Origin of the sequence: Dactylosporangium maewongense (genome assembly GCF_039531485.1) — a bacterium.
Taxonomy (GTDB): Bacteria; Actinomycetota; Actinomycetes; order Mycobacteriales; family Micromonosporaceae; genus Dactylosporangium; species Dactylosporangium maewongense.
In genome coordinates this window covers 112,291-130,536 of sequence record NZ_BAAAQD010000017.1, presented here as the reverse complement: position 1 = coordinate 130,536, position 18,246 = coordinate 112,291, and the positions used below count along the sequence as shown (strand labels likewise).

Here is an 18,246-nt window from a genome sequence, read left to right as displayed (position 1 = left end):
ACCGTGGCCGCATGACGGACTTCTTCGATGTGCCGGCCGGTGACTACGGGCACGAGGGTGCGGGCGGCGAGATGGCGCACGACTACGGGCACGGCGACGTGCATGACGGTGCGTTGCACCGGTACTCGGAGCCGCCGGAGCCCGACAACCTGCTGTACGACTCGGACGGTGACGGCGACATGGACCGGATCTTCGTGGACAGTGACCGGGACGGGGACATCGACCTGATCCGCCAGTTGCCCGACGAACCCGGCGGCGTCGAGGAGGACATCGTGCCCAGCGACGCGTTCGGGCACCCGCAGGACAGCCTGGGGTACGCGGTCGACACCGACGGCGACGGCGAGATGGATCAGGTGGTCATCGGGCACGGCGGGCACGAGACCGTGTACGAGGACCTGGATCACGATGGCGACGTCGACCGTACGTACACCCGCGACGCGCCCTCCGGTATCAACCAGCCTCGCCGGCCCTGACCTGCGCGGCGGCGCGGCGGCGCGCCGGAGGCCGGTGTGGTGAAGGCGTGAAGATGCTGTGCAGGCGGGCGCTCGCGGGGCGGCGGGGCGGTTTGATGCGGGTATGTTCGAGTCAGTACGGGGCGCGGTGTACGGGCTGTACGCGCGCCGATTGAGCCGGCGGCTGGCCGGTGGGCGGCTGCCGCGGCACGTCGCGATGGTCATGGACGGTAACCGGCGGTGGGCGCGGCAGATGGGGTTCGACGACCCCAGGGTCGGGCACCGGTACGGCGCGGAGCATCTCGACGAGGTGCTCGGCTGGTGCGCGGAACTCGGCATCCAGCACGTGACGGTGTTCGTGGCGTCGGTCGACAACGTCCGTAAGCGTGACGCCGGCGAGGTCGGGAACCTGATGCGGATGATCGAGGAGGTCGTCGCCGAGCGGTTGCGGCGGCCGGCGAGTCCGTGGCGGGTGCATCTGGCCGGTCGGTTGGACGTGTTGCCCGACTCGACCCGGCACGCGTTGAAGCTGGCCGAGGAGTCCACCAGGGACAGCGGGGCGCCGTTCGGGCTGACGATCGCCATCGGGTACGACGGGCGGGAGGAGATCGTCGCGGCGGTCAGGGCGCTGTTGGAGCAGGAGGCGCTCGCTGGTCGTACCGTCGACGACATCGCACAGACGTTGAGCGTGGAGCAGATCGCCCAGCGTCTTTACACCGGCGGGCTGCCCGATCCCGACCTGGTCATCCGCACCAGCGGCGAGCATCGCATGTCGGGGTTCCTGCTGTGGCAGGCCGCGTACTCGGAGCTGTACTTCTGCGACGTGTACTGGCCGGGCTTCCGTAAGGTCGACTTCCTGCGGGCGCTGCGGTCCTACGCCGCTCGGCACCGCCGGTTCGGTGGTTGACGGGCGCCGGCCGGCTGACCGGCGCCCGAACCGGGTCAGATCGAGGTGGAGGAGATCGAGGACCGGGCCGCGGCGGTGGTCGTGGTGCGCGGCGGGATGGACGACGTGTCGAACGCGTAGGTGATCACGGCGGTCGCGATCGCGTCGGCGTTCGTGTCGAGGGCGAACGTGTTGACGTTGCCGACGAGGGTGTACATGCTGCGCAGCTGGGCGTAGAGGGCCGGGTCGCCGCCCTTCTGCGTGACGCGGAACAGATCGTCGCACGCCTTGTGGTAGCAGGGGTCGTAGGCGACGCCGGCCACGCCGCCGAACTTGGCGACGTCCGCGGCGGTCTTGATGACCTCCGCGCCGGTGAAGAGGCCGCCCGCAGGGATGTTCACGCCCGCGGCGATGAACGGGCCGTAGTCGGAACGGCCGGTGAAGTCGGCGGCGTTCGTCTGCTGGCCGCGGGATGCGAAGAACGCCTCGAAGAGGGCCTCGATCTGGGCGGAGCCGGCCGGGCCGGGGCCGGCGCCGGCGGCCGCGGAGTCGTCGCCGTCGTAGACGCCGAACTGGTAGTTCGGCGAGGCGATCATGTCGAAGTTGAGGTAGAGCTTGATCTGCGTCTGCTGCGCCGGGGTGAGGCTGTTGACGTAGAAGGTCGAGCCGACGAGGCTGGCCTCCTCGGCGCCCCACCACGCGAAGCGGACCTTGTTGACCGGCTTGCTGCGGGCCATCTGGAGGGCGACCTCGAGCAGGGCGGCGCTGCCGCTGCCGTTGTCGTTGATGCCGTTGCCCTCGGGCACGGAGTCCAGGTGGGAGCCGGCCATGACGACGTTGCCCGCGTTGCCGCCCTTGGTCTCCGCGATGACGTTCTCGGTGTCGCGGATCTCGGCGGTGGTGGAGGTGGTGAGGTGGGCGGTGAGGCCGGCGGTGGTCGAGAAGGCGGCGCCGGTGTCGTACGAGACCCCGACGGCCGGGATCCCGACCGGGCTGCCGAGGGTGCCGAGCAGCAGCGAGTACCGGTCGGGTGCGGTGGCCCGGTCGCCGTTGCCCTGGTTCATGACGATCGCGCCGGCGGCGCCCGCCGCCTCGGCGTTGGCGACCTTGGTGCCGAACGGACAGCCGCCGCGCTGCATCAGCGCGATCTTGCCGGTGACAGCGGCGGTGAAGTCGGTGGCCTCGCAGCCGGAGGTGACGGCGACCCGGGGCTCTGCCAGGTTCAGGTCGACAGGGACGACGGCGGCGGTGACATCACCGGAGCCGGAGCAGGTCATGACGTCGTAGTCGGTGCCTTCGACGTACGTCGTGGCCGCCGGCGCGGTCTGCGCGAAGGACGAGCTCGACTCGTCGCAGAAGTTGAACTGGAACGGCTGCCGGGTGACCTGGTAGCCGGCGTGCTGCAGGAGGGCGGCGACGTAGTCGGCGCTGCGCTTGTGCCCGGGCATCCCGGACGCGCGGTTGCCGCCGTTGAGGTCGCCGATCAGTTGGAACGCGAGCAGGTGCCGCAGGACGCCGGGCAGCGTCACGGCCTTGGTCAGCTGTTTCGGTGTGCTGATGGTGGGGGCGGCGGCGGCAGGTACTGCCAGCCCGACCGACCCCACCATGACCGCGACGGTCGCCGCGCCCACGAGCCTGCGAAGCACCACGTGCTCTCCCCTCCTCGTCGAGGTACAAGAGGAGGACTGTAGGCAGACTCGCAAGATCGACGGTAGTTGATGCATGCCCGTTTGTGCGCGATGTGCACACGCCGGGGTGGGGCCTTACGCGGCGGCGAGCACGTCCACGACGAACCGCAGGGCGCCGGCGGGCCTGCCGCCCTCGGGGTTGTCGCCGTACGCCATCGCGGCCGGGATGTCGAGCTGGACCCGGCTGCCGACCTTGACTCCGACGAGGCCGTCGTCCCAGCCCTTGATGACCCTGCCGGCGCCGACCTGGAATTCGAGGGGCTGCGACCGGTTCCAGGACGCGTCGAACTCCTTGCCGTCGGCGTAGGTGACGCCGACGTAGTTGGCGGTGATGGTCTGCCCCGCCTGCACGGCCGCGCCCTTGCCCTCGACCAGCGTGGTCGAGACCAGCTTCGTGACGGCCCCGGTACCGCCGGTCACGGTCGGCTTCGTCTTCAGCGCCGGGTCGGCGCCGTCGGGCAACGGCGGGAAGGCCGCGTCCGTCGCGCCCTGAGCGGGATCCTGAGTAGCGCCGGCGCTGCTGTTCGTGCCGGCCGCGGGCGTCGACGGGTCGTCGTCACCGGACTGCGAGAACCAGACGATCCCGCCCACGACGAGCAGCACCGCAAGCGCCGCTCCGATCATGCTCAGCACCCGTCGGCGCTTCTCCGCCGCCACCGCCTTGGCCCGGGCGGCCTTCGCCGCCGCGCGCTTCGCGGCCTTGGACTTGTCCACCTGGATGCTGCTGCTGGCGCGCTTGGTCGCTGCGCCACGCTGCGGGTTCGCCACACGTTCGGTCACCGCAACACCATACGGCGGTGATGTGCCCATGACCACTCGCACTTGATCTCAATCGGTTTCAAGCGGGTGGGCCGTCGCCGATCACGCCGCGCACGTGGTCCAGGGACAGCGCCTCGGCGTCGAACTCGGTCAGCAGCCAGGTGGCGCCCGCCTCGACGTACGCGGCGGGATCCGCACCCGGCGGCAGGGCGACCGCGACGTCGTCCGGCACCGTCATCTTCGTGAGGGCCTCGGCGAGCTCGTCCGCGTGCTGGAGGTTGACCGGGAAGAAGCCCTGGTGGCGGGCCGCCCGCCGGAGCGGCTTCACGCTGCCCGGCATGGCGGCCACCCACACCGGCACGCCGGGCCGCTGCACCGGTCGCGGGAGGAACACGACGTCGTCGACGACGTAGTGCGCGCCGCGGTGGCGGACGGGCTCGCCGGACCACGCGGCGGTGAGGATGTCGAGGGCCTCGTCGAGCATCTGCCCGCGCAGCCGGTCGTCGACCTGCTCGCCGAACCGGGACAGCTCCCCGCCGAACCGATCGCCGCCGAGCCCGACGCCCAGCGTGAGCCGCCCGCCGCTGAGCCGGTCGAGGGTCGCGGTCTCGCGAGCCACCTTCGCCGGCCGGCGCCGCGGCAGCGGCGTGACCATCGGTCCGAGCCGCAGCCGTTCAGTGCCGGCGGCGATCGCGGCGAGGGTGATCCACGGGTCCGCGGCCTGCCGGACCGGCTCGCGCCAGCGGATGTGGTCCCAGACGAAACAGCCGTCCCAGCCGGCCTCCTCCGCCTCAGCGGCGAGCCTCGCCGCGACGCGGGGATCGGCGAGGGCGTCGAACAGCGGGAGCCAGATCGGCGCCCGGGTCACGGCGCGTACCCGTGCAGGCGGTCGGCGAGCTCCACCGGCCGGCTCAGCGCGACGCAGTGCCCGGCGTCGATCTCGTCAGGCGTGATGCCGAGCCGCTCAGGCACCAGCCGCCGGAAGAGGCCGGGCGGGAAACACCGATCCTGGACACACAGCAGGAATCGCGTCGGTACCGCCGGCCACGCGGCCAACGGCCAGGGCTCCGCGGCCGCGGTCTCCGACGGGTGCGCGCGCTCCCGGCGCTTCGCCTCCTCGGCGAGGTCGCGGGGCACGTCGTGGTAGAAGCAGACATCGGGGTCGTCGTTGCCGGTGCGCCCACCGTCGCGCGCGGCCTGCTCCCGGACGGCGTCCCGGTAGCCGGCGCCGCCGCCCCAGTCGCCGGGCCGCTCGCCGGGCACGGGGATCATGCCGGCGACGAGCACGAGCGCGTCGGCGCCGATCCGGTCCGCGACGAGCGGTGCGGTGAACGCGCCGAACGAGTGGCCCACGACGACCAGGTCCCGCCGGTCGCCGGCCGCTTCGACGACCGCGTCGGCGTAGGTCGTGAGGTCGGCGCCCTCACCCTCGGGCAGGTCCGGCGTGACCGCGTCGTGCCCACGGGCGCGTAGCGCATCCGCGACGAGATGCCAGGACCAGCCCGAGTCTCCCGCGCCGTGGATCAGTACGAAGGTGCTCATGCCGATCACGCTAGTTTCGCTTCTCCATGCTGAAAAGCGATCGTTCATGATGCTATCCATCGCCTACACCGATATACACTCGGCGTCGTGACCGACATCGAACTGCGGCACCTCGCCACCATGACGGCCGTCGTCGACGAGGGCTCGTTCAGCAGGGCCGCCGCCCGTCTCGGCTACACGCAGTCGACGGTCAGCCAGCAGATCGCCGCCCTCGAGAAGACCGTCGGCGGCGCCGTGTTCGACCGCCCCGGCGGGCCCCGGCCGGTGCGGCTCACCCCGCTCGGCCAGGTCGTGCTGACCCACGGGCGCGACCTGCTGACCCGGACGCACGCCATGGTCGACGCCATCGACCGCTTCCGCGCCGGCGAGGGCCGCATCGACATCGGCACGTTCCAGAGTCTGTCGATCGCGCTCCTGCCGCGGCTCGTCGTCGCGCTGCGCGAGGAGTTCCCGGCCTGCGACATCCGGCTGTTCGAGGAGGAGAGCGACCCGCCCCGCGTCGACGACGTGGACCTCATGTTCTATGACGGCCGCACCGACGGCGACGTCGAGCACCGCAAGCTCCTCGACGACCCATACGTGCTGGTCGCCCGCCGCGGCGACTTCCCCGACGGTCCCGTGCCGCTGGCCGGCCTGCACCTCGCCCCGATGGTCGCGTGGCCCGCCGACTGCGACCAGCCCCGGATCGAGGCCGCCTTCGCCCGCGCCGGCGTCCACCCCCGCATCGTGTTCCGCAGCGCCGGCAACGACGCGGTGTTGTCGATGGTACGAGCGGGCATCGGCTCCGCCGTCCTGCCACGGCTGGCGCTCAGCAGGGTCGACGACTCGCTGACCGTACACGAGCTGGACCCGGCGTTCCCGCCCCGCGAGATCTACCTGCTGTGGCGCGCCGGCCGCACCCACTCCCCGCTGGCCGCCCGCGCCATCGAGCTCGCCCTCGGCATCGCCGCCACGCTGCCATGAATTCCCGCACCACGTCGCCGCAACCCGGCTCCGGCGGCCGGCGGCGCGCCTGAGGCGGCTACCAGGCCGGGCGGCGGCGCTTGCGGCCGGTCAACCGCTCCGCGGTGGCCACACCCTTGCGGAGCAGGCGGGTGGTGCGGGTCGCGCCGCGGCGGGCCTCGATCCGCTCACTGACCTTCCTGGCACCGGCGATCGCGAGGGGCACCGCGATCGCGGCGACCGCCCACCGGGCGATCATCTTCGGCAGCATGGTCGTCCTCCGTACGTCGACGTCCCGACACCTACCGGGGTACCCGCCCGCCCGCACCACGAACCGCCCGGCTTTCTCAGCCGGCCGAGGCACCACCGGACGCCGCCGCGACGGCCTGCTCGGCGTCCTGTTCACTGCCGCCGGCCACCGGCCGGTGGAACGTCCACCACCGGTACATCACGTAGTTGAACACCAGCGTGGTGCCGCCCGCGGCGACCCGGCCGACAGCGAGGTGCACGCCGAGCGCCTGCAACCCGAGAACCGCCCCGACGGTCAGCGCGTAGTCCCCCAGCACCTGCACGACGAACCTCGCGACCTGCGGCCCCACCGCCCGATGGCTCGCGTCGAAGGTGAAGTACCGGTTGAGCACGAAGTTCACGGCGTACGTGGCCCAGAACGCGATCGTCACGCACGCGAACGCCGGCAGCGGCGTCGCCGCCTTCAACACCAGCAGCAGCCCGACGTCGAACCCGAACCCGAGCCCCGCGAACGCCACGAACCGCACCAGCGGATGCCGCCAGACGCTCACGACCCTCCCCCGCACGGCGGTGACCCTACAGCAGCCAGCTGTCCGCCGAACGCCGTTCCAGCAGAACCGCCAGCCGCCGCCGTCCGCCGCCGACCAGCGGCGGAGCAGGCCGCCACGGCCCGACCACGCCGCCGGAGCAGCGGTGGTACAGCGTGCCGTCACCCCCGCGCAGCGTGCCCGCCATCGAAAGTTCCACAGCCATCTGCCGGATGACCGCCGCGGCATCGAGACCTAAGATCATCCGCCATGGGCTGCCGTGGGGTGTTCTTCGCGCTGACCGCCGCGCAGGAGGCGGCGCTCACCGCCACGCGCGACGACGCCGAGGTCCGTGCGTTCGTCCACGCCGTCGAAGCGGCGTGGGACGACGAGTGGCTGTGCGAGACCGACAAGGCGTGGGACGCCATGCACCGCTGCCTCGGCGACGGCACCCTGGACATCGCCTACCGCGACGGCGGCCCGCTCCCGCTGACCGTGCTCGGCGGCCGCCACCACTACGAGGGCGAGGAGTACGTCGTCGCCCACGTCCTCGCCGCCGACGTCGTCAAGGTCGCCGAGGCCCTGCGCACCGTGGACGAGACCTGGCTCCGCGACCGCTACCACCGCATCGACCCCGACGACTACCAGGGCGTGCTGGACGACGACGACTTCGAATACACGTGGTCCTACCTGCAGGACGTCCGCGACTTCTACCAGCACGCCGCCGCGGCGGGCCGCTCCGTCATCTTCACCGTCGACCAGTGACCACCTCCTGCTCTCGCGCCTGAACGGGCCAGGTGCGTGGGTCGAGGCGGGACAGGTGGGGAATCGCGCCGGCCTGGCTCAGGGTCTCGATCAGGTCGGCCGGGGCGTTGTGGACGACGGCGTCGCACATCGGGGTGGAGCCGCGCCGGCTGACCGGGTTGACGTCGACGTGCTCGGCGAGCAGGCGGGGCAGCAGGTCGGCGTGCTCGAACTGGTGCACCCGGTGCAGCAAGGTCTGGCCCGCGACGTCGCGGACCCGCGGGTCCATGCCCGCGTCGAGGAGCGCGTGCACCACCTTGCCGCCGCCGTGCGTCATCCGGCGCCACAGGTCCTGCCGGTAGGCGCGCAGGCGTCTCGGCAGGACGCCTTCCCCGTCGTGCCAGGCGGCCTCGGTCCTGAAGCAGCCGCTCATCGTGCCGCCGAACGAGCGGAGCGCGTGCTCCCGGCGCCGCTCGGCGTCGGTGTGGTCGAGCAGTTCGAGGCGGCCGCCCCGGACGCTGACCGAGTGCCACGCGGCGCCGCACCGGACCCGGACCCGCTCCCCCTCGGCGAACCCGGCCGGCACCATCTCCGGTGCCCACGCCGCGCCCGAACCCGCGGCGCCCGAACCCGCGGCGCCCGGACGCGCGGCGGGGAACAGGGCGGACCGGACCAAGGGGTGCAGGTCGGCGGCGTCGAACCGGCCGTGCCGCACCAGCTCAGCGTCGACCGGAACGCGCAGCAGCGCCGGATGCAGGCACAGATCCGCCCGGACCGCGCCGGTCCTGGACGGCGTAGTGGCGTCCCGGGTGAGCCGGTTGGCATCCCCCGCCACCTCGAGCATCAGCCGCCGGTCAGGCCACGGCCAGCGCTTGTGCCGGGCCGGACGCAGCTCCCACGACCGCTGGCCGAACTGTGCCGCGAGGCGCCGCAGCTCGCGGGCCGCGAGCAACGGATCGGCCTGGCTCAGCAGCGCCATCTCCAGCCTGGACCAGCCCGAGGAGTCCACATACGCCCAGGGGTGCGTGTCCGTGCCGTCGATCAGCCAACCGGCCGAGATCCAGTCCTCGACCACCCGCTCCGCCCTGGTCGCGCCGTGCACGGCCGCTCCCAGCCCGCTCGCGCGGCGGGCGTCCCACAGGCGCCGCGCTCGCCGCGTCCGCGCTCGTGTTCGCGGCGCTGCCGGCGACGTCGGCGCTGGCCGAGGACGACTTCCCGTCCGTCGGCGCGGCCACCAACTCCGACATCGGCCTCGGTGCCGTCGGCACGCCCGGCAAGGCCGTGACCGTCTGGGTCGACGCGCACAATGCCGTCAAGCCCCGGTTCGAGATCGACCAGACCGGCCTGGCGGGTGTCGCGACGTTCGCCGTGCCGGACGGCAACGACCAGTGCAAGGCGACCGGGAAGAAGATCGTCTGCGACCTGCCGCAGGCCGACTTCACCTCCGTGCCCGTCGTGCTCGTCCTGCACCCCGACAAGGGTGCGGCGGTCGGCGACAAGGGCACGTTCACGCTGGACACGATGGCCGACAACGCGCCCGACCTGCCCGCGTCCGTGCACAAGGTCACGATCGCCGACGGTGCCGACCTCGTCGTGACCGCACCCGTGTACGTCTCCCCCATTCCCGAGGTCAAGCCCGGCGACGTCCTGTTCACGAAGGCGGCGTTCGTCAACGCCGGCAACCGGGCGGCCGCCGACGCCACGATGACGATGATGTTCGACCCGGGCATCGCGCCGTTCAAGTACGAGGGCTGCACCTACACCGAGACCGAGTACCCGCTGATCGTCGAGTGCCCGGTCGACGGGACGATCGAGCCCGGCGCGGGCCGGGAGTTCGTGACGATCGACGAGAACGGTAAGGAGACGCCCGGCATGGGTGCCGTCGTGGCACCCGATGCGCTCGGCTGGAAGGGCGTCGACTTCCTCGCCCTCGCCGACAGTGTCGTGGAGGACCTTCCGCCGGAGGTCCTCGCGAAGGCGAAGACGAAGACGACCAAGGCGACGACCGGCAAGAAGTTCAAGATCCGGCAGCAGGAGCCGATCGTCAAGTCGCTCAAGGCGCAGCCGGAGATCGACAAGAACGACAACTATGCGGGCATTGCCTACGGCGTGCTGAACTCGCACGACCTGGCCACGATCGGCGCGACCGCCTCGGGTGGTGTGGGCAGCGTGGTCACGGTGAACATCGGCGTCAAGAACACCGGCGTCTCGATGCTGGACGCGTACCGGACCGGCGGCGAGCCCGCCGCCAGGTTCAACTTCGTCGTGCCCGACGGCACCGAGGTCGTCGGGGTCGGCGAGGGCTGCGTCGCCCGGTGGAAGGAGGACGACGGCAGCATCGGCTGGGACCCGGTGCCGGGCAAGCGCTTCTACGACTGCGGGATCGACTCGTCGCTGTTCAAGCCGGGCGAGTCGTACACGACGGCGTTCAAGTTGAAGATCACGCAGGTGATCGCCCATGCGACGGGCACCGTCTCGTTCACCAACCCGTTCCGGGACCCGGCCGAGCCGCCGGCGGACGCCAACCCGGGCAACGACGTGGCCGAGGTGGTCATCAACCCGAACCCCGGCGGCTCGGGCGGTGGCCTGCCGCTGACCGGTGCGCAGACCGGGCTTGTCGCCTCGGTCGGCGCGGCGCTGCTGGCGGGTGGCGTGGTGCTGTTCCTGGCGGCGCGCCGTCGCCGCGTGGTGCTCGTGGTGCCGCAGGACGGCAGCGCCGAGTAACCCTCTGCACGAACAGGCCCCGGCGACCGCGGTCGCCGGGGCCTTGCCGTCGGCGCGGTCAGAGCAGGTGGCGCAGGTACCGGTCGGGTTGGCCGAGGAACGCCCGGAAGTGCTCGACGACGGCGAGGTCGGCCCAGCTGGTGCGGCGGATGCCGTGCTCGCCGAGCTCCAGGACCGTCGCGTCCGGCAGCGCGGTCAGGACCGGTGAGTGGGTGGCGACGACGACCTGCGCGCCGGACTCGGCCAGGGTCGCCAGGCGGGACATGAGGGTGAGGGTGGACGTGAAGGACAGGGCCGCCTCCGGCTCGTCCATCAGGTAGAAGCCGGGCTGGTTGAACTTGCGCTCCAGCAGGGCCAGGAAGCCCTCGCCGTGGCTGCGCTCGTGCAGGTCCCAGTCGGGCGAGTCTTCGAGCGACTCGAGGTAGGTGTACAGGCCGTGGGTCGTCTCGGCGCGCAGGAAGTACGCGTTGCCGCGAGCGCCGGCCGTGCGGACGAAGCGCAGCTGCGCGCCGAGCGGGGCCTCGGTCTCGCGGGTGCGGTGCATGGCGCCGCGGGAGCCGCCTTCCGGGTTCAGCCCGTACGCCTGGGCGAGCGCCTCGATCAGGGTGGACTTCCCCGACCCGTTCTCGCCGACGAGGAAGGTCACGCCCGCCGGAAGGTTGAGGCCCCGGTCCAGCAGGGACCGCACCGCCGGGATCAGGGCCCACCAGGCGTCCGGATCCCACGACGCGCCGGGGTCCACCTCGACGCGCCGCACCAGCCGCTCCACACCGGCGAACACTACCGGCCGGCCCGGCGTAAGCGCCGGATGAACACCTCCGCCACGGCCAGGTTGACGATCCAGCCGGCGGTCTGACCGAAAGGGATCAGGGTGGGTGCGAGCGTCGCGGCGCTCTCCGTGCTGAACGGCAGCCGGATCAGCAGCAGCAGCGGCACCAGCACGCGGGCGGTCACAGCGAGGAACGTCAGCGCGTAGTTGCGCAGCATCCACTCGCGGTGGGCGGTGAAGTCGCGGCGGCGGGCGGCACGGTACGCCAGACCGCCGGTGATCAGCCACAGCACGGCCGCGACGGTGAGACCGACCTGCGTCACCGGACGGCCCGACCACAGCGCGACCGGCACCGCGGTCACCGCCGCCGGCAGCACCCCGGCGAGCAGATACACCAGGCCGATGGTGCGGTGGACGCGCGGACGGGCCCGCACGCGCGCCATGAACTGCAGCGGGCCGAGGATCAGCGCCACGGCGGCGGTGAAGATGTGCGCGACCAGGGTGGCGTAGTGCACGGTCCCGCTGACGCTGAGGCGGCTCTCTGAGGCGTCGAGGCCGATGTACGGATAAACGAGCACGAGACTGACGACGACCGCGACCACGAGCGTCACGCGCGGCAGGCGGCCCGGCGACCCACTGCGAGGCGATCCGCTGCGAGGCGACGGCTGGCGGGGCCGCTCGACCGTGCGTTCGTTCGACATGACTCGACTCTGGCCCACCGCGGCGCCACCGTCATCAGCCCAGCGATGACCCAGCGCTACACCAATGGGCGTAGGTCCACCGGTTCGAGAGAGCGCTCTCTGTGGGATGGATCACAAGATTCCCGTGGCTACCGTGGCGGACCCTGCACCGGTTACCCGTCGTACTTCCACCTGCGCGCCAAGGCGACCTGCAAGCCGATGGGCAGCGGGTCGTCCTACAGCGTCACCGGCCCGCGCGCCTCGATCGGCGGCACGTCGAAGGTGCTGTGCCAGGTCGGCTACTACGCCGCCAGCGGCACCACGCTGGTCGAGAACAACTGACGTCGCGCACAACGCGACGTCGTGAACGACTGAACGTCGCGCACAGCTGACGAACAACGGGTCCCGGGCCGGTGCGCAACGGTCCGGGACCCTCGGCGTCTCAGCCGAGCTGGTCGCGGCGGCGGGTCAGGTACGCGGTCTCGGCGGTGTTGCCGGCCAGCTCGATCGCCCTGTCGTACGCCGCCCGCGCCTGCTGACCGCGCCCCAGCCGCCGCAGCAGGTCGGCGCGGGCCACATGGAACGCGTGATAGCCGGCCAGCCGGCCCTCCAGGCGGTCGACCGCCGCCAGGGCCACGTCCGGCCCGTCGAGCTCGGCGACGGCGATCGCCCGGTTCAGCGCGACGACCGGCGAAGGGTCCAGTCGGACGAGCTGGTCGTACAGTGCGACCACCTGCGACCAGTCGGTGTCCCGCACATCGCGGGCGGAGGTGTGCACGGCGTTGATCGCGGCGAGGATCTGGTACCGCCCGGGCGCCTCCCCCGTTGCCAGCCGCTGCCGGACCAGCCGGTGCCCCTCTGCGATCAGCGCCGGGTCCCACGCGCCGCGGTCCTGTTCGGCGAGGGTGACCAGCTCGCCGCCCGCGGAGACCCGGGCGGTCCGCCGGGCCTCGGTGAGCAGCATCAGCGCCAGCAGCCCGGCCGCCTCGCCGTCCGCCGGGAGCAGGGCGCGGATGAGGCGGGTGAGCCGGATGGCCTCGGCGGTCAGGCCGGGACGCACCGGGTCGCTGTCCGCGCCGGTGGCCAGGTAGCCCTCGTTGAACACCAGGAACAGCACGGCGAGCACGCCCGCGACGCGAGCCGGGAGATCCTCGGTGGAGGGCAGCCGGTACGGGATGCGCGCCGCCTTGATCTTCGCCTTGGCCCGGGTGATCCGCTGCCCCATCGCGGTCTCCTGGACCAGGAACGCCCGGGCGATCTCGGGCACCGTGAGCCCGCCGACCATGCGCAGCGTCAGCGCCACGCGGGTCTCCATCGCCAGCGCCGGGTGGCAGCAGGTGAAGATCAGCCGGAGCCGCTCGTCGTCGATGGCGCCCAGAGGCTCGGCAGGCGTGTCGTCGTGCAACATCCGGGCCTCCTTGTGCTTGTCGTCGCGCTTGCTCTCGCGCCGGATCCGGTCGATGGCCTTGCGGTTGGCGGTCGTGGTCAGCCAGGCGCCGGGGTTCGGCGGCACGCCGTCGGCCGGCCAGCGCTCCACGGCGGTCGCGAACGCCTCGGCGGTCGCCTCCTCGGCGATGTCGAGGTCGCCGAAGTGCCTGGTCAGGCTGGCGACCACCCACGCCCATTCCTCCTGGTGGGCCCGGGTGAGCGCGGCCCGCACATCACTCACAGAGATGGCCGGACCTCGATCATGCGATTGCGCTGGATCATGGACGCCAGGTGCTGCACGGTGCGCTCCTCTCCTCGGCCCCTCTGTCTACCTGACCTACGAACCCGCCGCCGCCGATCCGACACGCCCGCTCGAAGTTTTCCGCGGAGATTGATCTGGAGGACATACCGAAGCATTCCGTTTCATTCGCCGACGTCACGGCGTCACCAACCGTGCCGAGATCACCTCGATCGATTGACACGGAAGTCGGGCTGCCCCTACGTTTCGCTCACTTTCACTTCGCGGGGGCATCCAGTGATCTCATTTCATCGCGCCGTGCGCAGGTTCCTGTCCGGCGCTCTTCCCATCAGCCTCGCGCTGACCGTCGTGGCCGTGGCCGGCGACCCGGCCGCCGCCGACCCGGCACCCGGGCAGCCCGGTCAGCCCGGCCAGGTCGCGCCGCCGGTCGACCAGCGCGCCGCCGAGACCGCGGCGCTGCGGCAGGCCGTCGAGAGCGGCCGCACGGTCGAGGTGGCGAACTCCAGGTCCGAGATGGCCCGCACGATGGCCACGCCACGCGGGACGCTGGTGCGGGAGAGCTACGCGGTGCCGCAGTGGACGAAGAAGGACGGCGCCTGGCGGCAGATCGACCTGTCGCTGCGTAAGGACGGCACGACCCTCGCCCCGGCCGCGTCCGTGGCGGACGTGCGGTTCTCCGCCGGTGGCACCGGACCGCTCGTCACCCTGGCCGGCGCCGGCGGCGCGCTCAACCTGACCTGGCCGTCGAAGCTGCCCGCACCCCGCATCGAGGGCGACACCGCGGTGTACGAGTCGGTCCTGCCCGACGTCGACCTCCAGGTGCAGTCCACAGTGGAGGGCTTCGGCTACTCGCTGATCGTCAAGACCCGGCAGGCCGCGGCGAACCCGGCCCTGGCGAAGCTCAAGTTCGGGCTGAGCAGCACCGGCTGGTCGCTCAAGCAGCGCCCCGGCGGCGGCTACGAGACCCGCGACACCACCGGCAAGGTCACCGCGTCCGCCGGACCGGCCCTCATGTGGGACTCCGCGGGCGTGCCCAGCGCGCAGCGGTCCCTCGCGGCGGCGCGGTCCGCGGGGAAGAACTCGCTGCTGCGGCACGTGCCCGACGACTCACGCAAGGCCGACCTCCCCACCACGGTCGAGGACGGCTCCCTCGTCATCGTGCCCGACGCCGCGATGCTCGCCGACCCGAACGTCGCGTACCCCGTCGTGATCGACCCGTGGACCGGCGTCGGCCGCGCCCGCTGGGGCTACACCGACTCCACCAACGCCAACCGCGACGACGGCATCGTCCGCGTCGGCCTGAACACCGACGGGTCCGGCACCTTCCGCTCGTTCTTCGCGTTCGACCTGACCTGGCTGCCGGGTAAGCAGATCCGCAACGCCAAGTTCGTGACGTACATGACGCACTCGTGGTCGTGCACCGCGACGCCGGTCAACCTGTACCGCACCGGCGACCTCACCGGGTCCGGCCGGCAGGCCTGGTCCGGCCCCGGCCTGGACCTGCACATCGAGCAGAAGTCCGGCAACGCCCACAAGCCGTCCACCGGCGCCGGCTGCGCGAACGACCCGCAGCCGAACATGTACATGGAGTTCTCCAACCAGACCCTGGTGAACGACATCGTCGGCTTCGGCCAGGGCCGCGGCAGCTACACCCTCGGCCTCTCCGCCCGCGACAGCAACGGCGCCAACGAGACCGTCGGCAACCGGTGGAAGAAGTTCGACCAGGCCTCGACCGCGCTGTCCGTGGAGTACAACAGCCTGCCGAACACGCCGCAGGCGGCGCAGATGACGACGCACACCGACTACACCGCCGCCGGGCAGGCCTGCGTCACCGGCTCGACCCGGCCGATCGTGCGGTCCATGACGCCGTGGCTCAAGGCGACCGTCTCCGACCCCGACGGCGACCAGAGCGGCCAGCTGTCCGCCGCGTTCTCGCTCGAGCGGCTCAACGGCAGCACCTGGGCCGGCGTCGCGGGCTGGCCGAAGAGCGACTCCGGCATCCCGTCCGGGACCCTCGGCGAGGTGCAGGTGCCGGCCGGCACCCTGACCAGCGCCACCTACCGCTGGCAGGTGCGGGTCAGCGACACCCTCGGCGGCACGTCGAACTACTCGGCGTGGTGCGAGTTCTCCGTCGACACGACACCGCCGGGGGTCGTGCCGACCGTCACGGCGGCCGACGGCCTGTACCTGGAGTCGCCGCCCAACGACACCATGCGCGGCTCCGTCGGGCGCAGCGGCCAGTTCACGTTCGGCGCCAACGGCGAGACCGACATCGTCGACTACGAGTACCAGCTCGACGGCAGCGCGAAGGCGTACGTCGCGACCTCCGTCACCGGCGGGCCCGCGACCGTCTGGGTCACCCCGACCCACCGTGGCGAGCACGTGCTGACCGTCCGCTCCCGCGACGCCGCGCAGAACGCGTCGCCGCCGAGGGACTACCGCTTCCTCGTCAACACCGCCTCCGATCCCAAGGCCGTGTGGAAGCTGGACGAGGGCACCGGCGTCACGCTCAACACGACGCCGGCCGGTGGCCCCGCCGCCACCGTCACGGGCGGCCAGACCTGGGTGGCGGGTCGCGTCCTCGGGGCGCACCCCGTCGCGGGCACGGACGGCGCGCTGCGGTTCGACGGCGTCGACGACCTCGCCGCCACCGCCGGACCCGTGCTCGACACGTCGAAGAGCTTCAGCGCCGCCGCGTGGGTCCGGCTCACCGCCACCGACAGCCAGCGCACCGTCATGTGCCAGGAAGGCGCGATGGCCTGCGGGTTCGCCGTGCACTACCGGCCCGCGCCGGACAACCGCTGGTCGTTGAGCCTGTACGGCAGCGACACCACCGACCCGCCGATCGTCCGCGCCAACTCGGCCGCGCCGCCGGTCGCGAACCGCTGGACCCACCTGGCGGTGTCCTGGGACGCCGGCACCAAGACCGCGAAACTCTTCGTCAACGGCGACCTGTCCGGCACCGTGAGCCGGCCCACGAACTGGAACGCCACCGGCGCGCTGCTCATCGGTCAGGGCAAGTTCAACGGCTCGCGCAACAACAGGTTCGCCGGCGACATCGGTGACGTGCGGGTGTGGGACCGGGCGATCGACCCGTCGCTGGACCTCAAGCCGCTCGTGGCGCCGGTACCGACGGGCGCCTGGGCGATGGAGGACTACGACGAGGACGTGCCGCGGCAGGTCACCGACGACTCCGGGTACCAGCACCCGCTGACCCTCACCGACGCGCCCGGCGCGACCTGGTGCGAGGGCAACGACCTCAGCGGCGGGCTCTGCCTGGACGGCGTCACCGGCGCCGCCGCCACCGCCGGGCCGGTCGTGCACACCGACCAGTCGTACTCGGTGAGCGGCTGGGTCCGGATCACCGACACCAGCGTGTCCCGCAGCGTCTTCGCCCAGCAGGGCACGCGTGGTGCCGCGTTCACCGTCCGGTACGACAAGGTCGCCAACCGGTGGGCCTACGCGGTGACCGGCACCGACGTGGACGCACCGGCCGTGGTCAAGGTGACCTCGCTCGCCGCGCCGGTGCTCAACAGCTGGACGTTCCTGGAAGCGGTGTACGACGCGCAGGCCGGCCGGATCCGGCTGTTCGTCGACGACAAGCTGCAGGCCGAGGCGACCATCGCCGGGGCCTGGGACGCGGCCGGGCCGTTCACCGTCGGCCGCACCCTGCAGGCCGGCGCCGCCGCCGAGTTCTTCGCCGGCACCATCGACGGCATGCAGGTGTCGGCCGGCGCCACCAAGCCCGTCACCGGAGCCCCGCCGGCCGGCGCGCTGACCCTGCTGCGCTCGGGCCTGCCCGGCAAGTGCCTGGACAACTACACGGGCGGGTCCGCCGACGGCAACAACGTCACGTCCTGGTCCTGCAACGGCGGGTACAACTCGCAGCTGTGGACGCTGGCGGGCGACAACACGATCCGCATCGTCGGCAAGTGCCTCGACGTCGTCGGCTCCGGCACCGCACCGGCCACCCGGGTGCAGCTGTACACCTGCAACAACACCGTGGCGCAGCAGTGGCAGCTCGGCCCGAACAACTCGATCCGCAACCCCAACTCCGGCCTGTGCCTGGACGTCATGAACGCCAGCACGGCCGACGGGGCCGGCATCCAGATCTGGACCTGCGACGGCAACTCCGCCCAGCAGTGGACGATGCAGTGGGCCGGCATCGGCATGGTCCACTCCGGCATCCCCGGCAAGTGCATCGACAACAACCTGGGCCTTCTCACCAACGGCAACCCGATCCAGTCCTGGGACTGCAACGGCGGCGCCAACTCGCAGATCGTCACCGTCCTCGGCGACGGCACCATCCGCGTCGCGGGCAAGTGCCTGGACGTCGTCGGCTACGGCACCACCAACGGCTCGAAGATCCACCTCTTCGACTGCAACCTGACGCCGAACCAGCTGTGGGAGCTCGGCCCGAACAACTCGATCCGCAACCCCGTGTCGGGTCGCTGCCTGGACGTGCCGAACTCCAGCACCGTGAACGGCACCCAGCTGCAGATCTACGACTGCAACGCCACGAAGGCCCAGGAGTGGCTGGTCTCCTGAGCTGAGCCTGTCCCGGTGGCGACCGCTCGGCCGAGCGGTCGCCACCGGC

General features: G+C 71.9%; 18 protein-coding genes. 7 read left to right on the top strand and 11 right to left on the bottom strand.

Annotation, left to right across the window (positions count from 1 at the left end; translation table 11 throughout):
* The first annotated feature begins 11 nt into the window (after window positions 1–11).
* Entirely contained in the window at window positions 12–473 is a 462-nt protein-coding gene (locus ABD332_RS36635; protein WP_344507470.1) for a hypothetical protein, read from the top strand.
* 103 nt (window positions 474–576) lie between these two features.
* Complete coding sequence (uppS, locus tag ABD332_RS36630) at window positions 577–1,359, top strand: polyprenyl diphosphate synthase (protein ID WP_344507468.1); 783 nt, start codon at window positions 577–579, stop codon at window positions 1,357–1,359.
* 35 nt (window positions 1,360–1,394) lie between these two features.
* Here uppS and ABD332_RS60215 read toward each other — a convergent pair whose 3' ends face one another.
* From ABD332_RS60215 to ABD332_RS36605, 4 genes are all read right to left on the bottom strand, one after another.
* On the bottom strand, window positions 1,395–2,987 hold the full coding sequence (locus tag ABD332_RS60215) for a M28 family peptidase (protein ID WP_425552344.1): 1,593 nt from the start codon (window positions 2,985–2,987) through the stop codon (window positions 1,395–1,397).
* A gap of 114 nt (window positions 2,988–3,101) precedes the next feature.
* Window positions 3,102–3,806 (bottom strand): FKBP-type peptidyl-prolyl cis-trans isomerase, encoded by a 705-nt coding sequence (locus ABD332_RS36615; protein ID WP_344507466.1) that lies wholly within the window; start codon window positions 3,804–3,806, stop codon window positions 3,102–3,104.
* Between the two features lie 58 nt (window positions 3,807–3,864).
* A complete protein-coding gene (locus ABD332_RS36610) occupies window positions 3,865–4,653 on the bottom strand; it encodes an LLM class flavin-dependent oxidoreductase (protein WP_344507464.1) in 789 nt (262 codons plus the stop codon).
* Window positions 4,650–5,327 carry an alpha/beta fold hydrolase gene (locus ABD332_RS36605; protein ID WP_344507462.1) on the bottom strand — a complete coding sequence of 226 codons (678 nt, stop codon included), beginning with the start codon at window positions 5,325–5,327 and terminating at the stop codon, window positions 4,650–4,652. The genes ABD332_RS36610 and ABD332_RS36605 overlap by 4 nt, the downstream gene beginning before the upstream one ends.
* An 87-nt stretch (window positions 5,328–5,414) precedes the next feature.
* Between ABD332_RS36605 and ABD332_RS36600 the strand changes: the two genes are divergently transcribed.
* A complete protein-coding gene (locus ABD332_RS36600) occupies window positions 5,415–6,290 on the top strand; it encodes a LysR family transcriptional regulator (protein ID WP_344507460.1) in 876 nt (291 codons plus the stop codon).
* Window positions 6,291–6,348: 58 nt separating this feature from the next.
* Here ABD332_RS36600 and ABD332_RS36595 read toward each other — a convergent pair whose 3' ends face one another.
* From ABD332_RS36595 to ABD332_RS36585, 3 genes are all read right to left on the bottom strand, one after another.
* Complete coding sequence (locus ABD332_RS36595; RefSeq protein ID WP_344507458.1) at window positions 6,349–6,540, bottom strand: hypothetical protein; 192 nt, start codon at window positions 6,538–6,540, stop codon at window positions 6,349–6,351.
* A 76-nt stretch (window positions 6,541–6,616) separates the two neighbouring features.
* On the bottom strand, window positions 6,617–7,084 hold the full coding sequence (locus tag ABD332_RS36590) for a GtrA family protein (RefSeq protein WP_344507456.1): 468 nt from the start codon (window positions 7,082–7,084) through the stop codon (window positions 6,617–6,619).
* Window positions 7,085–7,094: 10 nt separating this feature from the next.
* The gene (locus ABD332_RS36585) at window positions 7,095–7,271 is read right to left on the bottom strand and encodes a hypothetical protein (protein ID WP_344507454.1); all 177 of its coding nucleotides are present in this window, start codon (window positions 7,269–7,271) and stop codon (window positions 7,095–7,097) included.
* 44 nt (window positions 7,272–7,315) lie between these two features.
* Between ABD332_RS36585 and ABD332_RS36580 the strand changes: the two genes are divergently transcribed.
* On the top strand, window positions 7,316–7,810 hold the full coding sequence (locus ABD332_RS36580; RefSeq protein WP_344507452.1) for a YfbM family protein: 495 nt from the start codon (window positions 7,316–7,318) through the stop codon (window positions 7,808–7,810).
* On the opposite strand, the gene ABD332_RS36575 is transcribed toward ABD332_RS36580, so the two are convergent.
* The gene (locus ABD332_RS36575) at window positions 7,794–8,891 is read right to left on the bottom strand and encodes an ankyrin repeat domain-containing protein (protein ID WP_344507450.1); all 1,098 of its coding nucleotides are present in this window, start codon (window positions 8,889–8,891) and stop codon (window positions 7,794–7,796) included. The two genes, ABD332_RS36580 and ABD332_RS36575, sit on opposite strands and share 17 nt — an antisense overlap.
* A gap of 65 nt (window positions 8,892–8,956) precedes the next feature.
* Between ABD332_RS36575 and ABD332_RS36570 the strand changes: the two genes are divergently transcribed.
* Window positions 8,957–10,513 (top strand): LPXTG cell wall anchor domain-containing protein, encoded by a 1,557-nt coding sequence (locus ABD332_RS36570; protein WP_344507448.1) that lies wholly within the window; start codon window positions 8,957–8,959, stop codon window positions 10,511–10,513.
* A 58-nt stretch (window positions 10,514–10,571) separates the two neighbouring features.
* On the opposite strand, the gene ABD332_RS36565 is transcribed toward ABD332_RS36570, so the two are convergent.
* A complete protein-coding gene (locus tag ABD332_RS36565; RefSeq protein ID WP_344507446.1) occupies window positions 10,572–11,270 on the bottom strand; it encodes an AAA family ATPase in 699 nt (232 codons plus the stop codon).
* A gap of 23 nt (window positions 11,271–11,293) precedes the next feature.
* A complete protein-coding gene (locus ABD332_RS36560) occupies window positions 11,294–11,983 on the bottom strand; it encodes a DUF2306 domain-containing protein (protein WP_344507444.1) in 690 nt (229 codons plus the stop codon).
* 198 nt (window positions 11,984–12,181) lie between these two features.
* Between ABD332_RS36560 and ABD332_RS36555 the strand changes: the two genes are divergently transcribed.
* The gene (locus ABD332_RS36555) at window positions 12,182–12,304 is read left to right on the top strand and encodes a hypothetical protein (RefSeq protein ID WP_344507442.1); all 123 of its coding nucleotides are present in this window, start codon (window positions 12,182–12,184) and stop codon (window positions 12,302–12,304) included.
* Between the two features lie 100 nt (window positions 12,305–12,404).
* On the opposite strand, the gene ABD332_RS36550 is transcribed toward ABD332_RS36555, so the two are convergent.
* Window positions 12,405–13,631: an RNA polymerase sigma factor gene (locus ABD332_RS36550; protein ID WP_344507440.1), complete on the bottom strand. Its 1,227-nt coding sequence runs from the start codon at window positions 13,629–13,631 to the stop codon at window positions 12,405–12,407.
* Window positions 13,632–13,946: 315 nt separating this feature from the next.
* Here ABD332_RS36550 and ABD332_RS36545 point away from each other — a divergent pair, with 315 nt between their 5' ends.
* Window positions 13,947–18,197, top strand: coding sequence for a ricin-type beta-trefoil lectin domain protein (locus ABD332_RS36545; RefSeq protein ID WP_344507438.1), 4,251 nt, complete (start codon window positions 13,947–13,949; stop codon window positions 18,195–18,197).
* Window positions 18,198–18,246: the final 49 nt, after the last annotated feature.